This is a genomic window from Streptomyces rhizoryzae, assembly GCF_023155275.1.
In the GTDB taxonomy this organism is placed as follows: Bacteria; Actinomycetota; Actinomycetes; order Streptomycetales; family Streptomycetaceae; genus Streptomyces; species Streptomyces rhizoryzae.
The window spans coordinates 39,953-62,050 of the sequence record NZ_JALMUV010000047.1; the positions used below are offsets into that span (position 1 = coordinate 39,953).

The following is a 22,098-nucleotide window of genomic DNA, read 5'->3' on the forward strand; positions in this document are numbered from 1 at the left end:
GAGGAGACGCCGATGCCCCCAGGCATCCTTCCGCTCGCAGACGGCCTCGCGGCGAAGGCCACCCTCAGCCCCGCCAACACCGGGTTCCTGCTGATCTGCTCCGCCCTGGTGATGCTCATGACGCCCGGCCTGGCGTTCTTCTACGGCGGCATGGTCCGGGTCAAGAGCGTCCTGAACATGCTGATGATGAGCTTCATCAGCCTGGGCATCGTCACCGTCCTGTGGGTGCTCTACGGCTTCGGGCTCGCCTTCGGCACCGACACCGGCGGCGTCATCGGCTGGAACGGCGACTTCGCCGGCCTCGGCCACATCGGCCTGACCCAGCTGTGGGGCACCTCCACCGTCCCCGTCTACGTCTTCGCCGTCTTCCAGCTGATGTTCGCGGTGATCACCCCCGCCCTGATCAGCGGCGCCCTCGCCGACCGGGTGAAATTCACCGCCTGGGCGCTGTTCGTCGCCCTGTGGGTCACCGCCGTCTACTTCCCCGTCGCCCACTGGGTGTGGGCCGACGGCGGCTGGCTCTACAAACTGGGCGTGATCGACTTCGCCGGCGGCACCGCCGTCCACATCAACGCCGGCGCCGCGGCCCTGGGCGTGCTCCTCGTCGCCGGCAAGCGGATCGGCTTCAGGAAGGACCCGATGCGGCCGCACAGCCTGCCGCTGGTGATGCTCGGCGCCGGACTGCTGTGGTTCGGCTGGTTCGGCTTCAACGCCGGCTCCTGGCTCAACAACGACGACGGCGTCGCCGCGGTCGCGTTCGTCAACACCCAGGTCGCCACCGCCGCCGCGATGCTCGGCTGGCTCGCCTACGAAAAGCTCCGGCACGGCTCGTTCACCACCCTCGGCGCGGCCTCCGGCGCGGTCGCCGGCCTCGTCGCCATCACCCCCGCCTGCGGCGCGGTCAGCCCGCTGGGCGCCCTCGCCACCGGCGCGATCGCCGGCGTGCTGTGCGCCATGGCCGTCGGCCTGAAGTATCGGTTCGGCTACGACGACTCCCTCGACGTCATCGGCGTCCACCTCGTCGGCGGGATCGCCGGCTCGCTGCTCATCGGACTCTTCGCCACCGGCGGTGTGCAGAGCCGCGCCAAGGGCCTCTTCTACGGGGGCGGCTTCGAGCAGCTCGGCAAACAGGCCGTCGGCGTGGTCTGCGTCCTCCTCTACTCGCTGGCCGTCTCCTTCGTCCTTGCCAAGGCCATCGACCTGGTGATGGGCTTCCGGATCGGCGAGGACGAGGAGATCACCGGCGTCGACCAGGCCGCCCACGCCGAGACCGCATACGACTTCGCCGGCGCCGGCGGCGGCACCGCCGCCCGCCGCACCACGGCCCACGGCGAGACCCTGACCAGGAAGGTGGACGCGTGAAGCTCATCACGGCAGTCATCAAGCCGCACCGGCTCGACGAGGTGAAGGAGGCCCTCCAGGCGTTCGGCGTGCACGGCCTGACCGTCACCGAGGCCAGCGGCTACGGACGGCAGCGCGGCCACACCGAGGTCTACCGGGGCGCCGAGTACACCGTCGACCTGGTGCCCAAGATCCGCATCGAGGTCCTCGTCGAGGACGCCGACGCCGAGGAACTGGTCGACGTCGTGGTCCGGGCCGCCCGCACCGGCAAGATCGGCGACGGGAAGGTGTGGAGCGTCCCCGTCGAGGACGCCGTACGGGTGCGCACCGGGGAGCGCGGCCCCGACGCGCTGTGAGCCGCCGGCCGCCGCGGGGGAGCGCGGCGGCCCCGACACCACCCCAGGAGAGCCGGAGTTGACCGAGCACCCCGCCGCCCCGGGCGGCTACCCCGCCGCCCCGGGCGGCTACCCCGCCGCCCGGCAGCGGCTCCTCGACGACGCCCACCTCACCGGAGCCGGCCGCCGCGCCGCCCTGGCCCGCCTCACCGACGACTGGCTCGCCGCCCTGCTGGCGGAGGCGGCCGGGACCGCCGGCGGCACCGCACTGGTCGCCGTCGGCGGCTACGGCCGCGGCGAACTCTCCCCCCGCAGCGACCTCGACCTCCTCCTGCTGCACGACGGCCGCGCCGCCCCCGGCGGGCTGGCCGCGCTCGCCGACCGCCTCTGGTACCCCGTCTGGGACCTCGGCCTGGCCCTCGACCACGCCGTCCGCACCCCCGCCGAGGCCCGCCGCGCCGCCCGCGACGACCTCAGGGTGCAGCTCGGCCTGCTCGACGCCCGCCACCTCGCCGGCGACCCCGCGCTGACCGAGCGGGTCCGCACCGCCGCCTACGCCGACTGGCGGGAGAGCGCCCCCCGGCGGCTGCCCGAACTCCGCGCCCTGTGCCAGGAGCGCGCCGCCCGCCACGGCGAACTCCGCCACCTCCTCGAACCCGACCTCAAGGAGGCGCACGGCGGCCTGCGCGACGCCACCGCCCTGCGGGCCGTCGCCGCCTCCTGGCTCGCCGACGCCCCCCGCGGCGGACTGGAGGCCGCCCGCACCGCCCTCCTGGACACCCGCGACGCCCTCCACCTCACCACCGGGCGCGCCACCGACCGGCTCTCCCTCCAGGAGCAGGACCAGGTCGCCGGCGCCCTCGGCCTGCCCGGCGCGGACGCCCTGCTCCGCCGCACCTACGAATCCGCCCGCACCATCGCCTACGCCGCCGACGTCACCTGGCGCGAGGTCGGGCGGGTGCTGCGCGCCCGGTCCGTCCGGCCGGCGCTGCGCGGCCTGCTGCCCGGCCGCACCGCCGGCCGCGCCGAACGCTCCCCGCTCGCCGACGGCGTCGTCGAACTCGACGGCGAGGCGGTGCTGGCCCGCACCGCCCGCCCCGAACGCGATCCCGCCCTGGTCCTGCGCGCCGCGGCCGCCGCCGCCCGGGCCGGGCTGCCGCTCGCCACCGCCGCCGTCCGCCGCTGCGCCGCCGCGCTCACCGCCCGGCCGCTGCCGGTCCCCTGGCCCGCCGAGGCCAGGGAAGCGCTGATCACCCTCCTGGGCGCCGGCCCGCCCACGGTGCCCGTGTGGGAGGCCCTGGAGGCCGAGGGCGTCCTCACCCGGCTGCTGCCCGACTGGGAACACGTCCGCTGCCGCCCGCAGCGCAACCCCGTCCACACCTGGACCGTCGACCGCCACCTGGTCGAGACCGCCGTCCGGGCCGCCGCACTGGCCCGCCGCGTCCACCGCCCCGACCTCCTCCTGATCGCCGCGCTGCTGCACGACATCGGCAAGGGCCGGCCCGGCGACCACGCCGAGACCGGCCGGACCATCGCCCGCCACACCGCCGCCCGGCTCGGCTTCGGCCCCGGCGACACCGAGGTGATCGCCACCCTCGTCCGGCACCACCTGCTGCTCGTCGAGACCGCCACCCGCCGCGACCTGGACGACCCGGAGACCGTCGGCGCGGTCGCCGCCGCCGTCGGCACCACCGGCACCCTGGAGCTGCTGCACGCCCTCACCGAGGCCGACGCGCTGGCCACCGGGCCCGCCGCCTGGAGCTCCTGGCGCGCCGGGCTGGTCGCCGGCCTGGTCCGCCGGGTCGCCGACCGCCTCGCCGGGGAGCCCGCGCCCGACCCGCGCGAGGCCGGCGCGCCCACCGCCGCGCAGGAACGCCTGGCCGCCGAGGCCGCCCGCACCGGCGGCCCGGTCCTGGCCCTCCGCCCCCGCCCCGACGGCGCCCCGACCGCCGCCGCGCACCCGGACGGCCCCCCTCCGGCGGACGGCACCGCCCACGACGGCACCGCCCGGGACTGCGCCGCCCCGGAACCCGTCGGCGTGGAACTCCTCGTCGCCGTCCCGGACCGGCCCGGCGTGCTCCCCGCCACCGCCGGCGTCCTCGCCCTGCACCGCCTGACCGTCCGCTCCGCCGACCTGCGCACCCTCGACGCGCCCGGCGCGGGCCCGGTCCTGGTGCTGAGCTGGCGGGTCGCCGCCGAGTACGGCTCGCTGCCCGAGGCCGGCCGGCTCCGCGCCGACCTGGTCCGCACCCTCGATCGCACCCTCGACGTCGAAGCCCGCCTCGCCGAACGCGAACGCGCCTACGCCCGCCGCTCCCGCGCCGCCCCGCCCGCGCCGCCCCGCGTCACGATCGCCGCCGGCGGCTCCCGCACCGCCACCGTCCTGGAGGTCCGCGCCCAGGACGCGCACGGCCTGCTGCACCGCATCGGACGCGCCCTGGACGCCGCCGGCGTCCGGGTCCGCAGCGCCCACATCTCCACCCTGGGCGGGCACGCGGTGGACGCCTTCTACGTCACCGGCCCGGACGGCGCGCCCCTGCCGGCAGCGGCCGCCCGGGAGCTCGCCGCACGTATCGAGGCGGCACTGCGGTAGCGGCCCACGGCCGGTCCGCTTGCGCGGGCGGATACCCTAGAAGCCGACTGGACCGTAAGCCCCCGACCCCGAGGATCGACGACCGCCGTGTTCGATACGCTTTCCGACCGCTTGGCGAGTACTTTCAAAAACCTCCGGGGCAAGGGCCGCCTGAGCGAGGCGGACATCGACGCCACCGCGCGCGAGATCCGCATCGCCCTGCTGGAAGCCGATGTCGCGCTGCCGGTCGTCCGGGCCTTCATCAAGCAGGTCAAGGAGCGCGCCCTGGGCTCCGAGGTCAGCCAGGCGCTGAACCCGGCCCAGCAGGTCATCAAGATCGTCAACGACGAGCTCATCGGCATCCTCGGCGGTGAGACCCGGCGCCTCCGCTTCGCCAAGCAGCCGCCGACGGTGATCATGCTCGCCGGCCTCCAGGGCGCCGGTAAGACCACCCTCGCCGGCAAGCTCGGCCGCTGGCTCAAGGGCCAGGGCCACGCCCCGCTGCTGGTCGCCTGCGACCTCCAGCGCCCCAACGCCGTCAACCAGCTCCAGGTCGTCTCCGAGCGCGCCGGCGTCGCCTTCTACGGCCCCGAGCCCGGCAACGGCGTCGGCGACCCCGTCCAGGTCGCCAAGGACTCCGTCGAGTACGCGCGCACCAAGCAGTACGACGTCGTGATCGTCGACACCGCCGGCCGCCTCGGCATCGACGCCGAGATGATGCAGCAGGCCGCCGACATCCGCGACGCGGTCGGCCCGGACGAGGTCCTCTTCGTCGTCGACGCGATGATCGGCCAGGACGCGGTCAACACCGCCGAGGCGTTCCGCGACGGCGTCGGCTTCGACGGCGTGGTCCTCTCCAAGCTGGACGGCGACGCCCGCGGTGGTGCCGCGCTCTCCATCGCGCACGTCACCGGCAAGCAGATCATGTTCGCCTCCAACGGCGAGAAGCTGGACGACTTCGACGCGTTCCACCCGGACCGGATGGCGTCCCGCATCCTCGGCATGGGCGACATGCTCTCGCTCATCGAGAAGGCCGAGCAGACCTTCAGCCAGCAAGAGGCCGAGAAGATGGCGGCCAAGCTGGCGAAGGGCCCCAAGGAGTTCACCCTCGACGACTTCCTGGCCCAGATGGAGCAGGTCCGGAAGATGGGGTCGATCTCCAAGCTCCTCGGCATGCTGCCCGGCATGGCGCAGATGAAGGAGCAGATCAACAACCTCGACGAGCGCGAGGTCGACCGCACGGCCGCCATCATCAAGTCGATGACCCCGGCCGAGCGCCAGGACCCGACGATCATCAACGGCTCCCGCCGGGCCCGTATCGCCCGCGGTTCCGGTGTCGACGTCAGCATGGTCAAGAACCTCGTCGAGCGGTTCTTCGACGCCCGCAAGATGATGTCCCGGATGGCGCAGGGCGGCGGCCTGCCCGGGATGCCCGGCATCCCCGGGATGGGCGGCGGCGCAGCCCGCAAGAAGAAGCAGATCAAGCAGGCCAAGGGCAAGCGCAAGAGCGGCAACCCGATGAAGCGCAAGGCCGAGGAGGAGGCCGCCGCGGCGCGCCGCGAGGCCGCGGCCGGCAACGCCTTCGGCCTCCCGCAGGACGGCCAGGACCCGCAGAACTTCGAACTCCCCGAGGAATTCAAGAAGTTCATGGGCTGACCGCGCCGCGCGCGGCGCCCCGACCGGCGCCCGCAGGGCCTCCGGTACCACGAGCCCCCGGCCACCTCCCCGTGGCCGGGGGCTCGCCCGTCGGGCCCCGCGGCCCGCTAGCGGGTCCGCGCGATCAGGTACCGGAAGACGTTCGGCATCCACACCGTCCCGTCCGGCCGCCGGTACGGATGCAGCGCCTCCGTCAGCTCCTTCTCCACCGGCCGCGCCCCGGCCACCTCCAGCGCCGCGTCGAACAGGCCGGTCGACAGCATCCCGCGCACCGCGCTCGCCAGGTCCGCGTAGCCGAACGGGCAGGACACCCGACCCGACCCGTCGGGCCGCAGCCCCGCCCGCTCCGCCAGCTCCTCCAGATCGTCCCGGCCGGCCAGCCGCCACCCGCCGCCGAACCCGGCCGCGGGCTCGGCCAGCCGCTGCGCCACCCGCAGCACCCCGGTCGTCGCGCACCGCTCGACCGGGCCCCAGCCGCCCAGCACCACCGCGCTGCCGCGCTCGGCCAGCGCCGCCGCCGCGGTCAGCGACCCGGCCAGCTCCTCGGGGCCGCCGCCGCAGCCCACCGGATGGAACGCGGTCACCACGGTGAACGGGGTGTCCTCGGGCGCCGCGTCCGCCAGCCCGCCGCTGACCAGCCGGGTGACCTCCGGCATGCCGTCCGGGGTGAGCCGCTCGCGCGCCAGCTCCAGCCGGCACTCGTCCGCGTCCACCCCGCTGACCTGCGCCCCGCGGGCCGCCGCGAGCAGCAGCGCCAGCCCGGATCCGCAGCCCAGCGCCAGCAGGCGGGTGCCGGGCCCGACGCCCAGCCGGTCGTACGCGGCCTCGTAGAGGGGGACCAGCATGCGCTCCTGGATCTCCGCCCAGTCGCGGGCGCGGGACCGGGCGCCGGCCGGTGCCGCCGGGCCCTCACCGCGCAGGGCCCCGGTGTTCGGAAGCTGGTGCCGCACGAGCGTGGGTGACATCGATAGCGCCCCTATTCGCCGAGAACCCGAAGCTGATCAGTACCGTCCGCCCCCGTGTTTCCGAGCGTTGTGCGCCCCCGCGAACCAGACAACTGCGCATCCGACCGGCCGTCCAGAGGGTGCGCCGGGGTTGGCTCCCGCGCGCCCCTGTGTGCGCCGGTCCGGGTGCTCCCGGAGGGCCGTTCCAGGGTGCCCCGGCCGGCCCCGTCCCGCCACGGCAGCGCGCGCCGCCGACCGCCCCCGCCCGCCCGGCCGGCGCGGTCCCGGTGCAGGCCGGCCGGTTGCCGTTCCCCTACGGTGGAAGGGCGGGGCCGGGTGCCCGAGCCGTTCCCTACCACCGGTAACATCGCCGCGCGCCCACTCCGGGCCTTCCGGCGGGATTACGCCATGCGGCGTACGCGGGGGTACGTACCGGCTTGCCGCCCACGGGCGCCTTCTCCGCAGATCGACGCACCGCGCCCGGCGCACGCCCCCTGCCCGGAAACTGACCGGTACGTGCAAATTATTTGGGATGCCCCGGAATCGGAACACCGGGCGACTCCGGCTCGTTGTCACGACGTGAGCACGACACCGCCTGTTCTCGCCGCCGAGCTGGCGCTCGCGTGGGCCGACATTCAACGGCACCACCCCGAGCTGCCGGACCTGGCCGCGCCCGAATCCCTGATCGGAGAGTCCTCGTCCGCCTGTGGCGCCGAGCTCTCCTTCGAACGGCTGCTCCACGAGGCAGTCCACGGCATCGCCGCCGCCCGCGGCATCCGCGACACCTCCCGGGCAGGCCGCTACCACAACCGCCGGTTCCTGGCGATCGCCGAGGAACTGGGCCTGGACCACACCGAGGAGCCGCACCCCAGCAGCGGCTTCTCGCTGGTCACGCTCAACCCCGAGGCCAGAAGGCGCTACCGCCCCACCATCGAGCGGCTCACCAGAGCCCTCAAGGCCCACAGCGCCGCCACCGCCACCGACACCGCCCGCAGCTTCCGCGGGCCGGCCGCCCGGCACGGCTCCTCCGGGGGCGGCGTCCGCGTCAAGGCCGTCTGCGACTGCGGCCGCAACGTCCGGGTCGTCCCGTCCGTCCTCGCCCAGGCACCGATCGTCTGCGGCGGCTGCGGCAAGCCCTTCCGCATCCCCGAGGTGGCCGCGGTCGGCTGACCCCGGGGCGTGTGGCACAATTGCCAGCTGTACTCGACAGTCGCACAGGACCCCTCTCTCCTCCGACTGACGCGTCCATCGGGGCCCCGAGTACCGCAACCCCACGTGGCATCTCGTTGTGCCCCACCACGTCAAGACCAGGAGACACCACTCCAGTGGCAGTCAAGATCAAGCTGAAGCGTCTGGGCAAGATCCGCTCGCCTCACTACCGCATCGTCGTCGCCGACTCCCGCACCCGCCGGGACGGCCGCGCCATCGAGGAGATCGGCCTGTACCACCCGGTGCAGAACCCCTCCCGCATCGAGGTCGACGCCGACCGCGTCGCCTACTGGCTCGGCGTCGGCGCGCAGCCGACCGAGCCGGTGCTGGCCATCCTCAAGGTCACCGGCGACTGGCAGAAGTTCAAGGGTCTGCCCGCCCCGGCGCCGATGAAGGTCGCCGAGCCGAAGGCCGACAAGCGCGCCCTCTTCGAGGCCGCCGCCAAGGCTTCCGGTGACGAGCCGAAGGGTGAGGCCATCACCCCGAAGGCGAAGAAGGCCGACAAGAAGGCGGACGAGGCCGCGGCCGAGTCCACCTCCGAGTCCACCGAGGACTGAGCGTGCTTGAGGAGGCCCTTGAGCACCTCGTCAAGGGCATCGTCGACAACCCCGACGACGTGCAGGTAGCCTCGCGCACCCTGCGCCGCGGGCGCGTGCTGGAGGTCCGGGTCCACCCCGACGACCTCGGCAAGGTGATCGGCCGCAACGGCCGCACCGCCCGCGCCCTGCGGACCGTCGTCGGCGCCATCGGCGGCCGGGGCATCCGCGTCGACCTCGTCGACGTCGACCAAGTTCGCTGATCCAAGTTGAACACCGGCTCGGGCCGGGGAGGGCCTTCGGGCCCTCCCCGGCCCGCGTCCGTAGGAAAGAGAGCGCACACGTGCAGCTGGTAGTCGCCCGGATCGGCCGCGCCCACGGCATCAAGGGCGAGGTCACCGTAGAGGTGCGCACCGACGAGCCGGAGCTCCGGCTCGCCCCGGGCGCCGTCCTCGCCACCGACCCGCCGTCCGCCGGGCCGCTGACCATCGCCGCCGGGCGGGTCCACAGCGGCCGGCTGCTGCTGCGCTTCGAGGGCGTCGCGGACCGCACCGCCGCCGAGGCCCTCCGCAACACCCTCCTGATCGCCGAGGTGGACCCCGAGGAACTCCCCGAGGACCCCGAGGAGTTCTACGACCACCAGCTGATCGACCTCGACGTGGTGACCCGCGACGGCACCGCCGTGGGCCGGATCGCCGAGATCTCCCACCTGCCCTACCAGGACCTGCTGGTCGTCGCCCGGCCCGGCGGCGGCGAGGTCCTGATCCCGTTCGTCAGCGAGATCGTCCCCGAGATCGACCTGGCGGAGCAGCGCGCGGTCATCGTCCCGCCGCCGGGTCTCCTGGACGAGAGCGAGGCCGAGATCGCCTCCGGCCGCGAGGACAGCTGATGCGGCTCGACGTCGTCACGATCTTCCCCGAGTACCTCGAACCGCTCAACGTCTCGCTGGTCGGCAAGGCCCGGGCCCGCGGACAGCTCGACGTGCGCATCCACGACCTGCGGGACTGGACCCACGACAAGCACCACACGGTCGATGACACGCCCTACGGCGGCGGCCCCGGCATGGTCATGAAGCCCGAGCCGTGGGGCGAGGCGCTGGATGCCGTCCTCGCCTCCGGCGAGGGCGAACCGGTCCTGGTCGTCCCCACCCCCAGCGGCGTCCCGTTCACCCAGCAGCTCGCCGTCGAACTCTCCGCCAAGCCCTGGCTGGTCTTCACCCCGGCCCGCTACGAGGGCATCGACCGCCGCGTCATCGAGGAGTACGGCGACCGCCTCGACGTCCGCGAGGTGTCCATCGGCGACTACGTCCTGGCCGGCGGCGAGGCCCCGGTCCTGGTCATGGTCGAGGCGATCGCCCGGCTGCTGCCCGGCGTCCTCGGCAACGCCGCCTCCCACCAGGACGACTCCTTCGCCCCCGGCGCGATGGCCGACCTCCTGGAGGGCCCCGTCTACACCAAGCCACCCCAGTGGCGCGGCCGGACCATCCCGGAGGTGCTGCTCAGCGGCCACCACGGCAAGATCGCCCGGTGGCGCCGCGACCAGGCGTTCGCCCGCACCGACCGCAACCGCCCCGACCTGATCGAGCGCGCCGACCCCGCCGCCTTCGACAAGAAGGACCGGGAAACCCTCTCGATCCTGGGCTGGGCACCGGGCGAGGACGGCCGATTTGGGCGGACGAACCAGACCGTGGAAGAATGAGCCGCTGCTGTCCGTCCGCGCCCGGTGTGCGCCCCTGCCACAGGGGGAACGACGCCCGCCCGGCGGAGCGGCAGCCGAATCAACCTTTTCCGATGATTCCGCTGATGACCTGTGGCATCAGCGAAGAAAGCAGTAGGTCATGCACCTTCTCGACACCGTCGACTCCGCTTCGCTGCGCAGCGACGTCCCCGCCTTCCGCCCCGGTGACACCGTCAACGTCCACGTGCGCGTCATCGAGGGCAACCGCTCCCGTGTGCAGCAGTTCAAGGGCGTGGTGATCCGCCGCCAGGGTTCCGGCGTCCGCGAGACCTTCACGGTCCGCAAGGTCAGCTTCTCCGTCGGCGTCGAGCGCACCTTCCCGGTGCACACCCCGATCGTCGAGAAGATCGAGGTCGTCACCCGCGGTGACGTCCGCCGCGCCAAGCTGTACTACCTCCGCGAGCTGCGCGGCAAGGCCGCCAAGATCAAGGAGAAGCGCGAGAGCTGAGCCGCGCCGCACCGGGCCGGCGCGAGCCGCCCCGGTGCACCGCGAGGCCACGCTCGCGACAGGCGTCCGGGCCCGGCCGGATAGGCTCTGGGCCCGATGGACACCGACGCAACTCTCACGGAGCGCGACCGCACTCCCGACCCCGACGAGGGTCCGGAGCGGCGGTCGCGCTCCGCGCGTTTCCGCGCCCTCGTCGGACAGCTCCGCTACCGGCCGGTCACCCTCTTCGCCCTCTGCCTGGCGTTCCTCTTCGTCCTCAGCACCTTCGTCGCCCAGCCGTTCCTGATCCCCAGCACCTCCATGGAGAACACCCTGCGGGTCGGCGACCGGATCCTGGTGAACAAGCTCGCCTACACCTTCGGCGCCACCCCGCACCGCGGCGACGTCATCGTCTTCGACGGCACCGGATCGTTCGTTCACAGGGAGCAGGGGGAGAATCCCGTCACGGGACTGCTGCGCAAGGCCGGCGCGGCGCTGGGCCTGGCCCGGTCCGACGACACCGACTACGTCAAGCGCGTCATCGGCGTCGGTGGGGACCATGTGACCTGCTGCGACAAACGGGGGCGGATCGACGTGAACGGTGAGCCGGTGACCGAGGGCTATCTCCATCCGGGCGACGCGCCCTCCGCGGTCCCCTTCGACATCGTGGTGCCGGCGGGCCGCCTGTGGGTCATGGGCGACCACCGCGCCCGGTCCAGCGACTCCCGCGACCACCTCGGCGAACCGGGCGGCGGCACCGTCCCGGTCGACAAGGTCATCGGCCGCGCCGACCTGATCACCTGGCCGCTGAGCCGCTGGACCACCCTCGGCTCCTCCGGGGCCTTCGCCCGTATACCGGCCCCGGCAGGCCCCCATGGGTAACCGCGGACGCCCCCGGCACGGGCAGCGGAGCGCCCCGGAAACCGACCCGCGGCCCGACGGGGCGGACCACGACGGCGAGACCGGCACAGCCCCCGGCCCCGACGGCGCGCCCGCACCCGGCGCGGCGGCCGGCGGCCGGGCCGAGCGCCGCCGCCAGGCCAAACGCATCAAGAACCGCAGGCGCCGCTCCTACCTCAAGGAGATCCCGATCCTCATCGGGGTGGCGCTGGCCATCGCGCTGGTCCTGAAGACGTTCCTGGTCCAGGCGTTCGTGATCCCGTCCGGCTCCATGGAGCAGACGATCAGGATCGGCGACCGGGTCCTGGTCGACAAGCTCACCCCGTGGTTCGGCGCCAAGCCGCACCGCGGCGACGTGGTGGTCTTCAAGGACCCCGGCGGCTGGCTCAAGGGCGAGCAGAACCAGTCCACCGGCGACCCCGGCCCGTTCAAGGACTTCATGACCTTCATCGGGCTGCTGCCGTCCGCCGACGAACAGGACCTCATCAAGCGCGTGGTCGCGGTCGGCGGCGACACCGTCCGCTGCTGCGACAAGCAGGGCCGGGTCACGGTCAACGGCACCCCGCTCACCGAGCCGTACGTGCACCCCGGCAACCCGCCCTCGGAGCTGAAGTTCACGGTGACCGTCCCCATCGGGCGGATCTTCGTGATGGGCGACCACCGGTCCAACTCCGCGGACTCCCGCTACCACCTGGACCAGCCCTACCGCGGCACGGTCTCGGAGGACAGCGTCGTCGGCCGGGCCGTGGTCATCGCCTGGCCGTTCAGCCACTGGCACTTCCTGAAGGAGCCCGACACCTTCGCCACGGTGCACGACGCGCCGGGTGCGGAAGCGTCGGCGGGGGGTGCAGCGCATAGGGTGTCCTCCGAGAGTTTGACCGTACTCCCGACCCCTGCGGAACTCCCGCTCGTTATGGGAGTGGTGGGCCTGCACCGGTTGACGGGCGGGCGAGAGCGCGGAGTAAGGAGCAGATGTGGGGGACTTGGCGGTCGGCGCACGGTCCGGAACCGAAGAGCCCGAAGAGCCGGCGGGACGCGGTGAGTCCGCGCCGCGGGCGGCGAACTCCGCGCAGCAGCCACAGGCACAGTCGGACCGGCCGCACACCGGTCCACCGGAGCAGTCGGACGCAGCGGCCGACGAGGAGGCGAGCGGCAGCGTGACCAAAGGCAAGAAGCCGCGCGCCTTCTGGAAGGAGCTGCCGATCCTCATCGGCATCGCCCTGCTCCTCGCCCTGCTGATCAAGACGTTCCTGGTGCAGGCGTTCTCCATCCCGTCCGACTCCATGCAGGACACCCTCCAGCGCGGGGACCGGGTCCTGGTGGACAAGCTGACGCCGTGGTTCGGCGCCAAGCCGCAGCGCGGCGAGGTCGTCGTCTTCCACGACCCGGGCGGCTGGCTCAACGAAACGCCCACCCCGCAGCCCAACCCCGTCCAGAAGGTCCTCAGCTTCATCGGCCTGATGCCCTCGGCCGAGGAGAAGGACCTGATCAAGCGGGTCATCGCGGTCGGCGGTGACACCGTCGAATGCCAGGGCACCGGCCCGGTCAAGGTCAACGGCAAGGCCCTGAAGGAAGACTCCTACGTCTACCCCGGTGCCACCCCGTGCGGCGACCGCCCGTTCGGCCCGATCCACATCCCCAAGGGCCGGATCTGGGTGATGGGCGACCACCGCGACGACTCCCTCGACTCCCGCTACCACCAGAACCTCCCCGGCAACGGCACCGTCTCCGAGGACGAGGTCGTCGGCCGCGCCTTCACCATCGCCTGGCCGATCAACCGCTGGTCCACCCTCCCCGTACCGGACACCTTCGACCAGCCCGGGATCAACAAGGCCATGGGCGCGGCTCCGGCCGCACTGGGTCTGGCCGGTGCGGTACCGCTGGTGATCTGGCGCCGCCGGAGGCTGACCGGGGAGCGTAACCCCAGGTAAGGTGCCGTCCCGGATCTTCGACGCGGGCCCGTCCCGCGGGGCGGGAGCGCTGGGATGAGCAGCAGGGGCACCGGAACGCACAGCGGTGCGGACGGGATGACGGACGGCCGCGGCCGGACCACGGGCAGTGTGCTGTCCGGTCTGGCCGTGGCCGTCGGCTGTGTGCTGTTCCTGGGCGGCTTCGTCTGGGGCGTGCTGGTCTACCGCCCCTACACGGTGCCGACCGACTCCATGTCGCCCACCATCACCGCCGGCGCCCGGGTGCTGGCCGAGAAGGTGGGCGGCTCCGAGATACGCCGCGGCGACGTCGTCGTCTTCAAGGACAGCGCCTGGGGCGACCTCCCGATGGTCAAACGGGTCGTCGGCGTCGGCGGTGACAACGTCGCCTGTTGCACGAAGAAGGGCCTGCTGACGGTCAACGGCACCCCGGTCCAGGAGCCCTACCTCCAGGGTGACGGCCCCGCCTCGCCCATCGGCTTCCACGCCGTCGTCCCCACCGGCCAGCTCTTCCTCCTCGGCGACCACCGCAACGACTCCCTCGACTCCCGCGTCCACCTCACCGACGGCGACCACGGCGCGGTGCCGCGCAGCGCCGTCGCCGCCCGGGTCGACGCCCGCGCCTGGCCGCTCGGCAGCATCGGCATGATGCAGCGCCCGCAGAGCTTCGCCGCGCTCCCCGGCGGCACCTCGCAGCCCGGACCGCTCCGGCCGATCCTCCTCGCCATCGTCGCCGGCGCCGTGCTCATCCTGGGAGGAGCGGCATACGGACCGCTCGCACGACGGAAGGGACGGGGACGTGGGTGAACGCGAGCGCGGAACGGAGGCCCGGCGGCGGGAGCGGGGAGCCGGGGCGCCGGGGGGTGTCGGCGGTCCGGCGGTGGCGGCCGGCGGTCCGGCGGTGGCCGAGGCGACGGCCGGGGGTGGTGTGGTCGAGACGCCGGAGGGGGCTGGGGTGAGCAAGGTGCCGGGCGGGTCGGGAGTGGACGGCGAGGCGGGTGCGGTGCGCCGGGTCTCGCGTGTCGTGCTCCTCGACCCGGACGACCGGATCCTGCTGCTCCACGGCCATGAACCGGCCCGCCCGGCCGAGACCTGGTGGTTCACCCCCGGCGGCGGCCTGGAAGGCACCGAGACCCGCGAGCAGGCGGCACTCCGCGAGCTGGCCGAGGAGACCGGGATCACCGAGGTCACCCTCGGCCCCGTCCTGTGGAAACGCCGGTGCGCCTTCCCGTTCGACGGGCGACGCTGGGAACAGGACGAGTGGTACTACCTGGCTCGGACCGACCGGACCGCCACCGACACCACCGGCCACACGGACCTGGAGCGACGCAGCGTCTCGGGACTGAGGTGGTGGACCTCTGAGGAACTGTCGGTGGCGCATGAGACGGTGTATCCGACCAGACTCGCCGAGCTGCTGCGCACACTGCTCGACGAAGGCCCCCCGAGTGCGCCGGTGCTCCTGGAGACCGAGAGGGTCTGACGCACAATAGGGGGACGCACGGCTGAAGGGGATCTGCCATGAGCGCCGAGGACCTCGAAAAGTACGAGACCGAGATGGAGCTGAAGCTCTACCGGGAGTACCGCGACGTCGTCGGACTGTTCAAATACGTGATCGAGACCGAGCGTCGCTTCTACCTCACCAACGATTACGAGATGCAGGTGCACTCGGTCCAGGGTGAGGTCTTCTTCGAGGTCTCGATGGCCGACGCCTGGGTCTGGGACATGTACCGGCCGGCCCGGTTCGTCAAGCAGGTGCGCGTCCTGACGTTCAAGGACGTGAACATCGAAGAGCTCAACAAGAGCGATCTGGACCTTCCGGGGAGCTGAGAAGGGGCTGGGACGGCCCGGCCCGGCCCGGCCCGGCCTGGCCCGATGCGGTGCGGTGCGGTGCGGTTCCTTTCGCCCGGGACCGACCCGGCTGCGTGCTGCGGATCGAGGGGCCGGCGGAGAGGGATCGTTTCGCCGCGGGCGGGGTGCTTCAGCCCTGTGGGTGACGGAGTTGTCCACAGTCCAGGAGTTATCCACCAAGATCCAATAGTTCTGTGCGGAGGCGTCACAGTCGGTGCCGGAGGTGGTACCGCATGAACGCCACGCACACGACGCACACCACGCAGGCGGCACGCACCACGCGCGCGACGGCGCACCCGGCGCCGGTCACGCGGGCGACGAACCACAGCGGACGCCAGGCCGCGGAGACATGCGCAAGGGCCGCGCACACAGATGCCGGGGCCGCACCCCCGGCGGCAGGGACCGCGGATACGCCAGCCGGTACGGCACAGCCACCTGCGCAGGCCCCGGACACACCCGCTGGGACCGCGGAGCAAAGGGCGGGGGAGACCGGCCACCGGAGGGAGTCTCCCGCACGGGCCCGGGGGAGCGACCCCGCCAGCCCGGCCCGGGGGAGCGACCCTGTCGGGCCGACCCCGGGCAGCGCCTCCGCCGCACCGGTCCGGCGGGCCGGCCCCGTACGGAACGCCAAGCCCCCGGGGAAGACGGGGCGGCGGTCAGGCCCGGCGTGTTCCTCACCACCCCGCACCGCCCGCACCGCCCTCGGCCGCTACGGCGAGGACCTCGCGGCCCGACGCCTCACCGAAGCCGGGATGCGGATCCTCGACCGCAACTGGCGCTGCCGCGACGGAGAGATCGACATCATCGCCGCGGACGGAGACGCCCTGGTCCTCTGCGAGGTCAAGACCCGGCGCGCGAGCTGGTACGAACACCCGATGGCCGCGGTCCGGCCCGAGAAGACCGCCCGGCTGCGGCTGCTCGCCGCACGCTGGATCGAACGGCACGGCGGCCCGCCCCCCGGCGGCGTCCGCATCGACGTGATCGGCGTCCTGCTCCCCGCCCGCGGCGCACCCGTGGTCGAGCACGTCCGGGGGGTGGCGTGATGGGATTCGCCCGCACCTGCTCCGTCGCCCTGGTCGGCGTGGAAGGCGTCGTCGTCGAGGTCCAGGCCGACCTGGAGCCCGGCGTCGCCGCGTTCACCCTCGTCGGACTGCCCGACAAGAGCCTGGTCGAATCCAGGGACCGGGTACGTGCCGCCGTCGTCAACTCCGGCGCCGAATGGCCGCAGAAGAAACTCACCGTCGGCCTCAGCCCCGCCTCCGTCCCCAAGAGCGGCAGCGGCTTCGACCTCGCCGTGGCCTGCGCGGTCCTCGGCGCCGCCGAACGGCTCGACCCCCGCGAACTCACCGACCTCATGATGATCGGCGAACTCGGCCTCGACGGCCGGGTCCGCCCCGTCCGCGGCGTACTCCCCGCGGTACTCGCCGCCGCCGACGCCGGATACCGCCAGGTCGTCGTAGCGGAACAGACCGTCGCCGAAGCCTCCCTCGTCCCCGGCGTCGCCGTCCTCGGCGTCCGCAGCCTGCGCCAGCTCATCGCCGTCCTCACCGACGAACCGGTCCCCGACGAGGAGCACCCGTGTGAACAGGGCCGCCCCGACCCCCTCCTCGCCGGACTCGCCATGCCCGGCACCGGCGTCACCGCGGGCCTGCCACCCGGCGACCACGTCCCCGACCTCGCGGACGTCGCAGGCCAGCACAGCGCCCGCCGCGCCCTCGAAGTGGCCGCCGCCGGCCGCCACCACATCTTCTTCAAGGGCCCACCCGGCGCCGGCAAGACCATGCTCGCCGAACGCCTCCCCGGACTGCTGCCACCGCTGACGCCCAAGGAATCCCTGGAGGTCACCGCCGTCCACTCGGTCGCCGGCACCCTCCCCCCAGGCCAGCCACTGGTCCACCGCCCGCCCTACTGCGCCCCGCACCACTCCGCGACCATGGCCTCCCTCGTCGGCGGCGGCACCGGCCTGCCGCGGCCCGGCGCCGTCTCCCTCGCCCACCACGGCGTCCTCTTCGTCGACGAGGCCGCCGAATGCAGCCCCCGCGTCCTGGACGCACTGCGCCAGCCCCTCGAATCGGGCCACGTCGTCGTCGCCCGCGCCGGCGGCATGATGCGGATGCCCGCCCGCTTCCTGCTCGCCCTCGCCGCCAACCCCTGCCCCTGCGGCCGCCACGGCACCACCGTCGGCGGCTGCGAATGCCGGCCCTCCTCGATCCGCCGCTACCGCGCCCGGCTCTCCGGGCCCCTGATGGACCGGGTCGACCTGCGGATCGCCGTCGAACCGGTCGCCCGCTCCGAACTCATCGCCCACGGCCGCGGCGCCGAATCCAGTGCCACCGTCGCCGACCGCGTCCGCGCCGCCCGCGAACGCGCCACGGCACGCTTCGCCGACACCCCCTGGCGGACCAACAGCGAGGTACCGGGCCACGAACTCCGCACCCGCTGGCCGGTCCACCCCGGCGCCCTGGCCCAGGCCGAACGCGACCTGGAGTGCGGGCTGCTCACCGCCCGCGGCCTGGACCGCGTCCTCCGCGTCGCGTGGACCGCCGCCGACCTCGCCGGACGCGACCGCCCGACCCGGGAGGACGTCAACTGGGCCCTGGAACTCCGCACCGGAGTACGCCGCGGAACGGTGACTCCTGCGGGCGGAACGGGGGCGGGTGGCGGTGTCGGTGCCCGTGCCGGTGACCCTGCGGGTGCGGGTGCGGGTGCGGGTGCTGGTGCTGGCGCTGGGGCCGGTGTGGGTTTCGGCTCTGGTCCTGGCGAGGGTGCCGCCACAGGTACGGAAAGTGGGAGCGGAACCGGACGGCGTCTCATCGTGCTTGCCGGGGCCGGCGGCCGCCCGAAGACGGGCGCCGCCCCCACCGCACGTACGGCACCCACCCGCCCCGAAGGCGAGACACCGGCGCGGCCCGGAGCACCGCCGGCACCACCCGCCGGCGAAGACATCCGCCCGGAAACACCGCCGAAGGACCGGCTCCGCAAACCCGGGGCACCCCACCAGCCCATGGGCCTTGCCCAGCCGCCCGCTGCCCACCCTTCTGCCCACCCCGCAGACAACCGAGGCGACCGATGAACACCCTCGATGAATGGGGCTTCCGCACGGACCCGCCGCCCCGACCCACACCGGCACCACCACCGCAACCAACCCCTGAACCGTTGCCTGGACCGCCGCCGGAAGAGGCGCAGCCCCGGAAGCCGGACCACGGAGGCCGCTCCGCCACCCGCGGCGCACCGACGGCTCAGACCGCCAGAACGCCCCGCGCTCCCCGCCCGTCCCCCCTCGCACACGGACCCTACGAACCCCAGCGCGCCGCCCGCGCCGCCCTCACCCGCATCCTGGAACCAGGAGACGAAACCGCAGGCCGCTGGCTCCGCGACATGGGCCCGGTAGCCCTCTGGCACGCCCTCTCCGACGACGAAGCACCCCCACCCCCCGGCGCCAGCCCGGTGAAGATCGCCGGCCTCCGGCTGCGCGCCGCACGGGCCCGCCCCGGCGCCGACCTGGCCGCCGTCGCCGAGCTCGGCGGCCGCTTCATCTGCCCCGGCGACGAGGAATGGCCCGGCCAACTGGACGACCTCGGCGCCGCCCGCCCCATCGGCCTCTGGGTACGCGGCCCCGCCAACCTCCGGATCTGGGCGCTCCGCTCGGTCGCGGTGGTCGGCGCCCGCGCCTGTACCGACTACGGCGCCCACCTCGCCACCACCCTCGGCGCCGGACTCGCCGAACGCGGCTGGACGGTCGTCTCCGGCGCCGCGTACGGCATCGACGGCGCGGCCCACAGAGGCGCGCTCGCCGCCCACGGCCCGACCGTCGCCGTGCTCGCCTCCGGCGTCAACCACCCCTACCCGCGCGGACACACCGAGTTGATCGGCCGCATCGCCGAACAGGGCCTGGTCGTGGCCGAGTTACCCCCGGACGACCACCCCACTCGCAGCCGCTTCATCCAGCGCAACCGCGTCATCGCCGCCCTCACCCGCGGCACCGTCGTCGTGGAGGCCGAACTCCGCAGCGGCTCCCTCGTCACCGCCCGGCGCGCACTGACCCTCGGGCGCTTCACGATGGGCACCCCGGGCCCCGTCACCAGCGGGCTCTCCGCCGGAGTGCACCAACTCCTGCGCGACGAGGCCACGGTGGTCACCGACGCGGACGAAGTCATCGAACTCGTCGGCAGCATCGGCGACCTCGCCCCCGAGCGCCGCGGCCCCACCATCGCCCGCGACCTGCTCGACCCGGTCGCCCAGCGCGTACTCGAAGCGCTGCCCGCACGCGGTGGCGCGGACACCACCCAGCTGGCCCGGGAGTCGGGCACGCCACGAGACCTCACCCAAGGCAAGCTCATCGAGCTGCAAACCCTCGGATTCGTTCAAAGGTGCGGTGATCGCTGGGAGTTGGTGCGACGTGTCCACTCGACCGAAGGTTCCCGGCGAGGCGGTACTTGACCTGGCGCGAACGGGTGAAAGGGTGAGGGGAATGACCGCAGAATCCAGATTTGCCGTGCTTCGGTGCGGGCGGCCGGTCCGTGCGGCGCAGGCGACGCGGTGCAGCGCCCGCACCGCTCCCCGCCCGCCGCTTCACCGCGTGCGCCCGCCCGCCCCTCCGGGGGCGCACGCGCCGAGCGCGCACCACCGGCGCCACCCCTTCCGAGTGCTCACGTGGCGCGCCGGATAACCCTGGGGTGCGGGCAGCGGAACGTATCTGCGTACAACCAACACCCCTTCCTCGCACACCGCAACGTCTCGGTCACGCTACGCTCACGGCAGTTCACCCCTCATACATCCACCCACCCCCGTCTCGGCAGAACGGCTCAAGGCGACGAATGCCCCAGCACACCTCCGGGTCTGACCGCGCGGCAGCACCACCCGCCGCGCGCGGCAGCGTGCGCCCCGCCCCGCCCACCTCACTCGACGAGCTGTGGCGCTCCTACAAGGCATCAGGCGACGGACGCCTGCGGGAACAGCTGATCCTGCACTACTCACCGCTGGTCAAATACGTCGCCGGCCGCGTCAGCGTCGGCCTCCCACCCAACGTGGAGCAGGCCGACTTCGTCTCCTCCGGAGTCTTCGGACTGATCGACGCCATCGAGAAGTTCGAACCCGAACGCTCCATCAAGTTCGAGACCTACGCCATCACCCGCATCCGGGGCGCGATGATCGACGAACTGCGCGCCCTGGACTGGATCCCCCGCTCCGTCCGGCAGAAGGCCCGCGCCGTGGAACGCGCCTACGCCACCCTCGAAGCGCAGCTCCGCCGCACCCCCACCGAGGCCGAGGTCGCCGGCGAGATGGGCATCCCGCTGGAAGAACTCCACGGCGTCTTCAGCCAGCTCTCCCTGGCCAACGTCGTCGCCTTGGAGGAACTCCTGCACGTCGGCGGCGAGGGCGGTGAACGCCTGAGCTTGATGGACACCCTGGAGGACACCGCCGCCGAGAACCCCGTCGAGATCGCCGAGGACCGCGAACTGCGGCGGTTGCTGGCCCGCGCCATCAACACCCTGCCCGACCGCGAGAAAACCGTGGTCACCCTCTACTACTACGAGGGCCTCACGCTCGCCGAGATCGGCAACGTACTCGGCGTCACCGAGAGCCGGGTCAGCCAGATCCACACCAAGTCGGTGCTCCAGCTCCGCGCCAAGCTGGCCGATATGGGCCGCTGAGGCGAGGTGGTCGGGGCGGCGGGGTCTTGGCAGGGGGGCCGAGGTCGGGACTGAAGCACCGCTCGGGGGAGGGGCTCGGACGGCGCGGGGGCCGGTCGGCCGCCGGGTGCCGAGGGTGACGCGACGGGATCGGAGCAGGCGCGAATGCGGCCGGCGGGTCCGGCGCCCCCCACCAGGAGAGCGGCGAGACCCGCGGTGTCGCCCGAGACGTGCAGCGTCGCCCGTACGCCGAGCAGCGGCGCAACGCCCGGGCCATGTCGTGATGCGGAGTGCCGCGGCGGGGAGGCCATCCGTAGAGTGGTGACGTGCCCAGGATTCGAGCGGCCTCGGTGGCCGAGCACCGGACGATGCAGCGCGGCGCCCTTTTGGACGCCGCTCGCACCTTGCTGTCCGAGGGCGGCACGGAGGCCCTGACCTTCCCTGCCCTCGCCGAGCGCACGGGACTCGCGCGCTCCTCCGTGTACGAGTACTTCCGCTCCCGAGCGGCCGTCGTCGAAGAGCTGTGCGCCGCTGACTTCCCCGTATGGGCCGCGGAGGTCGAGGCGGCCATGGAGGGCGCGGAGACCCCGGAAGGCAAAATCGAGGCGTACGTGCGCAGGCAGCTCGCGCTGGTCGGCGACCGCCGCCACCGCGCAGTAGTCGCCATCTCCGCGGGGGAGCTGGACGCCGGCGCCCGGGAGAAGATCCGCGCCGCGCACGGCGGTCTGATCGCCATGATCGTCGAGGCGCTGGCCGACCTCGGCCACGCCCAGCCACGGCTCGCCGCGATGCTGCTCCAGGGCGTCGTGGACGCTGCGGTCCGCCGCATCGAACTCGGCGCCGCCGAAAACCCGGAAGAGATCACCGAAGCCGCGGTCGCCATGGCCCTCAACGGCGTACGCGGCTGACTCCGGGGGCGCGGAGCCAGGACGGCGCGGCTTGCGGTGGGGGAGGGGCGGGTGTGCCCCTGCTTCGCTCGCCGCGCCCCGAGGGGCCGGTGCCTCCCCTCCCCCCGGGGCCCCTCCCCCCCCG

20 protein-coding genes and 2 pseudogenes are annotated in these 22,098 nt (G+C 73.5%); 21 read left to right on the top strand and 1 reads right to left on the bottom strand.

Annotation, left to right across the window (positions count from 1 at the left end; all coding sequences use genetic code 11):
- The first annotated feature begins 12 nt into the window (after positions 1–12).
- From MUU72_RS29005 to ffh, 4 genes are all read left to right on the top strand, one after another.
- Positions 13–1,362, top strand: a complete 1,350-nt coding sequence (locus MUU72_RS29005; RefSeq protein WP_248016380.1) for an ammonium transporter — start codon at positions 13–15, stop codon at positions 1,360–1,362.
- Entirely contained in the window at positions 1,359–1,697 is a 339-nt protein-coding gene (locus MUU72_RS29010) for a P-II family nitrogen regulator (protein ID WP_248016381.1), read from the top strand. Before MUU72_RS29005 ends, MUU72_RS29010 begins: the two co-directional genes overlap by 4 nt.
- A gap of 58 nt (positions 1,698–1,755) precedes the next feature.
- A complete protein-coding gene (locus MUU72_RS29015) occupies positions 1,756–4,269 on the top strand; it encodes a [protein-PII] uridylyltransferase (protein ID WP_248016382.1) in 2,514 nt (837 codons plus the stop codon).
- Positions 4,270–4,356: 87 nt separating this feature from the next.
- On the top strand, positions 4,357–5,904 hold the full coding sequence (gene ffh, locus MUU72_RS29020) for a signal recognition particle protein (RefSeq protein ID WP_248016383.1): 1,548 nt from the start codon (positions 4,357–4,359) through the stop codon (positions 5,902–5,904).
- 107 nt (positions 5,905–6,011) lie between these two features.
- Here ffh and MUU72_RS29025 read toward each other — a convergent pair whose 3' ends face one another.
- Positions 6,012–6,869, bottom strand: a complete 858-nt coding sequence (locus tag MUU72_RS29025) for a methyltransferase domain-containing protein (RefSeq protein WP_248016384.1) — start codon at positions 6,867–6,869, stop codon at positions 6,012–6,014.
- 558 nt (positions 6,870–7,427) lie between these two features.
- Here MUU72_RS29025 and MUU72_RS29030 point away from each other — a divergent pair.
- From MUU72_RS29030 to MUU72_RS29110, 17 genes and pseudogenes are all read left to right on the top strand, one after another.
- Positions 7,428–8,018 carry a hypothetical protein gene (locus MUU72_RS29030; protein ID WP_066978746.1) on the top strand — a complete coding sequence of 197 codons (591 nt, stop codon included), beginning with the start codon at positions 7,428–7,430 and terminating at the stop codon, positions 8,016–8,018.
- A 155-nt stretch (positions 8,019–8,173) separates the two neighbouring features.
- Complete coding sequence (gene rpsP / locus MUU72_RS29035; RefSeq protein WP_248016385.1) at positions 8,174–8,614, top strand: 30S ribosomal protein S16; 441 nt, start codon at positions 8,174–8,176, stop codon at positions 8,612–8,614.
- Between the two features lie 2 nt (positions 8,615–8,616).
- Positions 8,617–8,856, top strand: coding sequence for an RNA-binding protein (locus MUU72_RS29040; protein ID WP_003980229.1), 240 nt, complete (start codon positions 8,617–8,619; stop codon positions 8,854–8,856).
- Positions 8,857–8,936: 80 nt separating this feature from the next.
- Positions 8,937–9,482, top strand: coding sequence for a ribosome maturation factor RimM (gene rimM, locus MUU72_RS29045; protein WP_248016386.1), 546 nt, complete (start codon positions 8,937–8,939; stop codon positions 9,480–9,482).
- On the top strand, positions 9,482–10,291 hold the full coding sequence (trmD, locus tag MUU72_RS29050; protein ID WP_248016387.1) for a tRNA (guanosine(37)-N1)-methyltransferase TrmD: 810 nt from the start codon (positions 9,482–9,484) through the stop codon (positions 10,289–10,291). Before rimM ends, trmD begins: the two co-directional genes overlap by 1 nt.
- Positions 10,292–10,430: 139 nt before the next feature.
- Positions 10,431–10,778 carry a 50S ribosomal protein L19 gene (gene rplS / locus MUU72_RS29055; RefSeq protein WP_248016388.1) on the top strand — a complete coding sequence of 116 codons (348 nt, stop codon included), beginning with the start codon at positions 10,431–10,433 and terminating at the stop codon, positions 10,776–10,778.
- A 96-nt stretch (positions 10,779–10,874) separates the two neighbouring features.
- On the top strand, positions 10,875–11,639 hold the full coding sequence (gene lepB, locus MUU72_RS29060; RefSeq protein WP_248016389.1) for a signal peptidase I: 765 nt from the start codon (positions 10,875–10,877) through the stop codon (positions 11,637–11,639).
- Positions 11,632–12,699 carry a signal peptidase I gene (gene lepB / locus MUU72_RS29065; RefSeq protein ID WP_248016390.1) on the top strand — a complete coding sequence of 356 codons (1,068 nt, stop codon included), beginning with the start codon at positions 11,632–11,634 and terminating at the stop codon, positions 12,697–12,699. The genes lepB (MUU72_RS29060) and lepB (MUU72_RS29065) overlap by 8 nt, the downstream gene beginning before the upstream one ends.
- Positions 12,641–13,588: a signal peptidase I gene (lepB, locus tag MUU72_RS29070; RefSeq protein WP_248016395.1), complete on the top strand. Its 948-nt coding sequence runs from the start codon at positions 12,641–12,643 to the stop codon at positions 13,586–13,588. The genes lepB (MUU72_RS29065) and lepB (MUU72_RS29070) overlap by 59 nt, the downstream gene beginning before the upstream one ends.
- 54 nt (positions 13,589–13,642) lie before the next feature.
- Entirely contained in the window at positions 13,643–14,392 is a 750-nt protein-coding gene (lepB, locus tag MUU72_RS29075) for a signal peptidase I (protein WP_372503270.1), read from the top strand.
- 148 nt (positions 14,393–14,540) lie between these two features.
- Complete coding sequence (locus MUU72_RS29080; RefSeq protein ID WP_248016397.1) at positions 14,541–15,065, top strand: NUDIX hydrolase; 525 nt, start codon at positions 14,541–14,543, stop codon at positions 15,063–15,065.
- A 38-nt stretch (positions 15,066–15,103) separates the two neighbouring features.
- Entirely contained in the window at positions 15,104–15,412 is a 309-nt protein-coding gene (locus MUU72_RS29085; RefSeq protein WP_003980220.1) for a DUF2469 domain-containing protein, read from the top strand.
- A 710-nt stretch (positions 15,413–16,122) separates the two neighbouring features.
- A pseudogene (locus MUU72_RS35725) lies at positions 16,123–16,476 on the top strand (YraN family protein); the annotation flags it as partial.
- A pseudogene (locus MUU72_RS29095) lies at positions 16,476–18,083 on the top strand (YifB family Mg chelatase-like AAA ATPase); the annotation flags it as partial. The pseudogenes MUU72_RS35725 and MUU72_RS29095, both read left to right, overlap by 1 nt.
- Positions 18,084–18,502: 419 nt before the next feature.
- The gene (dprA, locus tag MUU72_RS29100; protein WP_248016392.1) at positions 18,503–19,873 is read left to right on the top strand and encodes a DNA-processing protein DprA; all 1,371 of its coding nucleotides are present in this window, start codon (positions 18,503–18,505) and stop codon (positions 19,871–19,873) included.
- A 377-nt stretch (positions 19,874–20,250) separates the two neighbouring features.
- Positions 20,251–21,087, top strand: a complete 837-nt coding sequence (gene whiG, locus MUU72_RS29105; protein ID WP_248016393.1) for an RNA polymerase sigma factor WhiG — start codon at positions 20,251–20,253, stop codon at positions 21,085–21,087.
- Positions 21,088–21,434: 347 nt separating this feature from the next.
- Entirely contained in the window at positions 21,435–21,974 is a 540-nt protein-coding gene (locus MUU72_RS29110; protein ID WP_248016398.1) for a TetR/AcrR family transcriptional regulator, read from the top strand.
- Positions 21,975–22,098 lie beyond the last annotated feature (124 nt).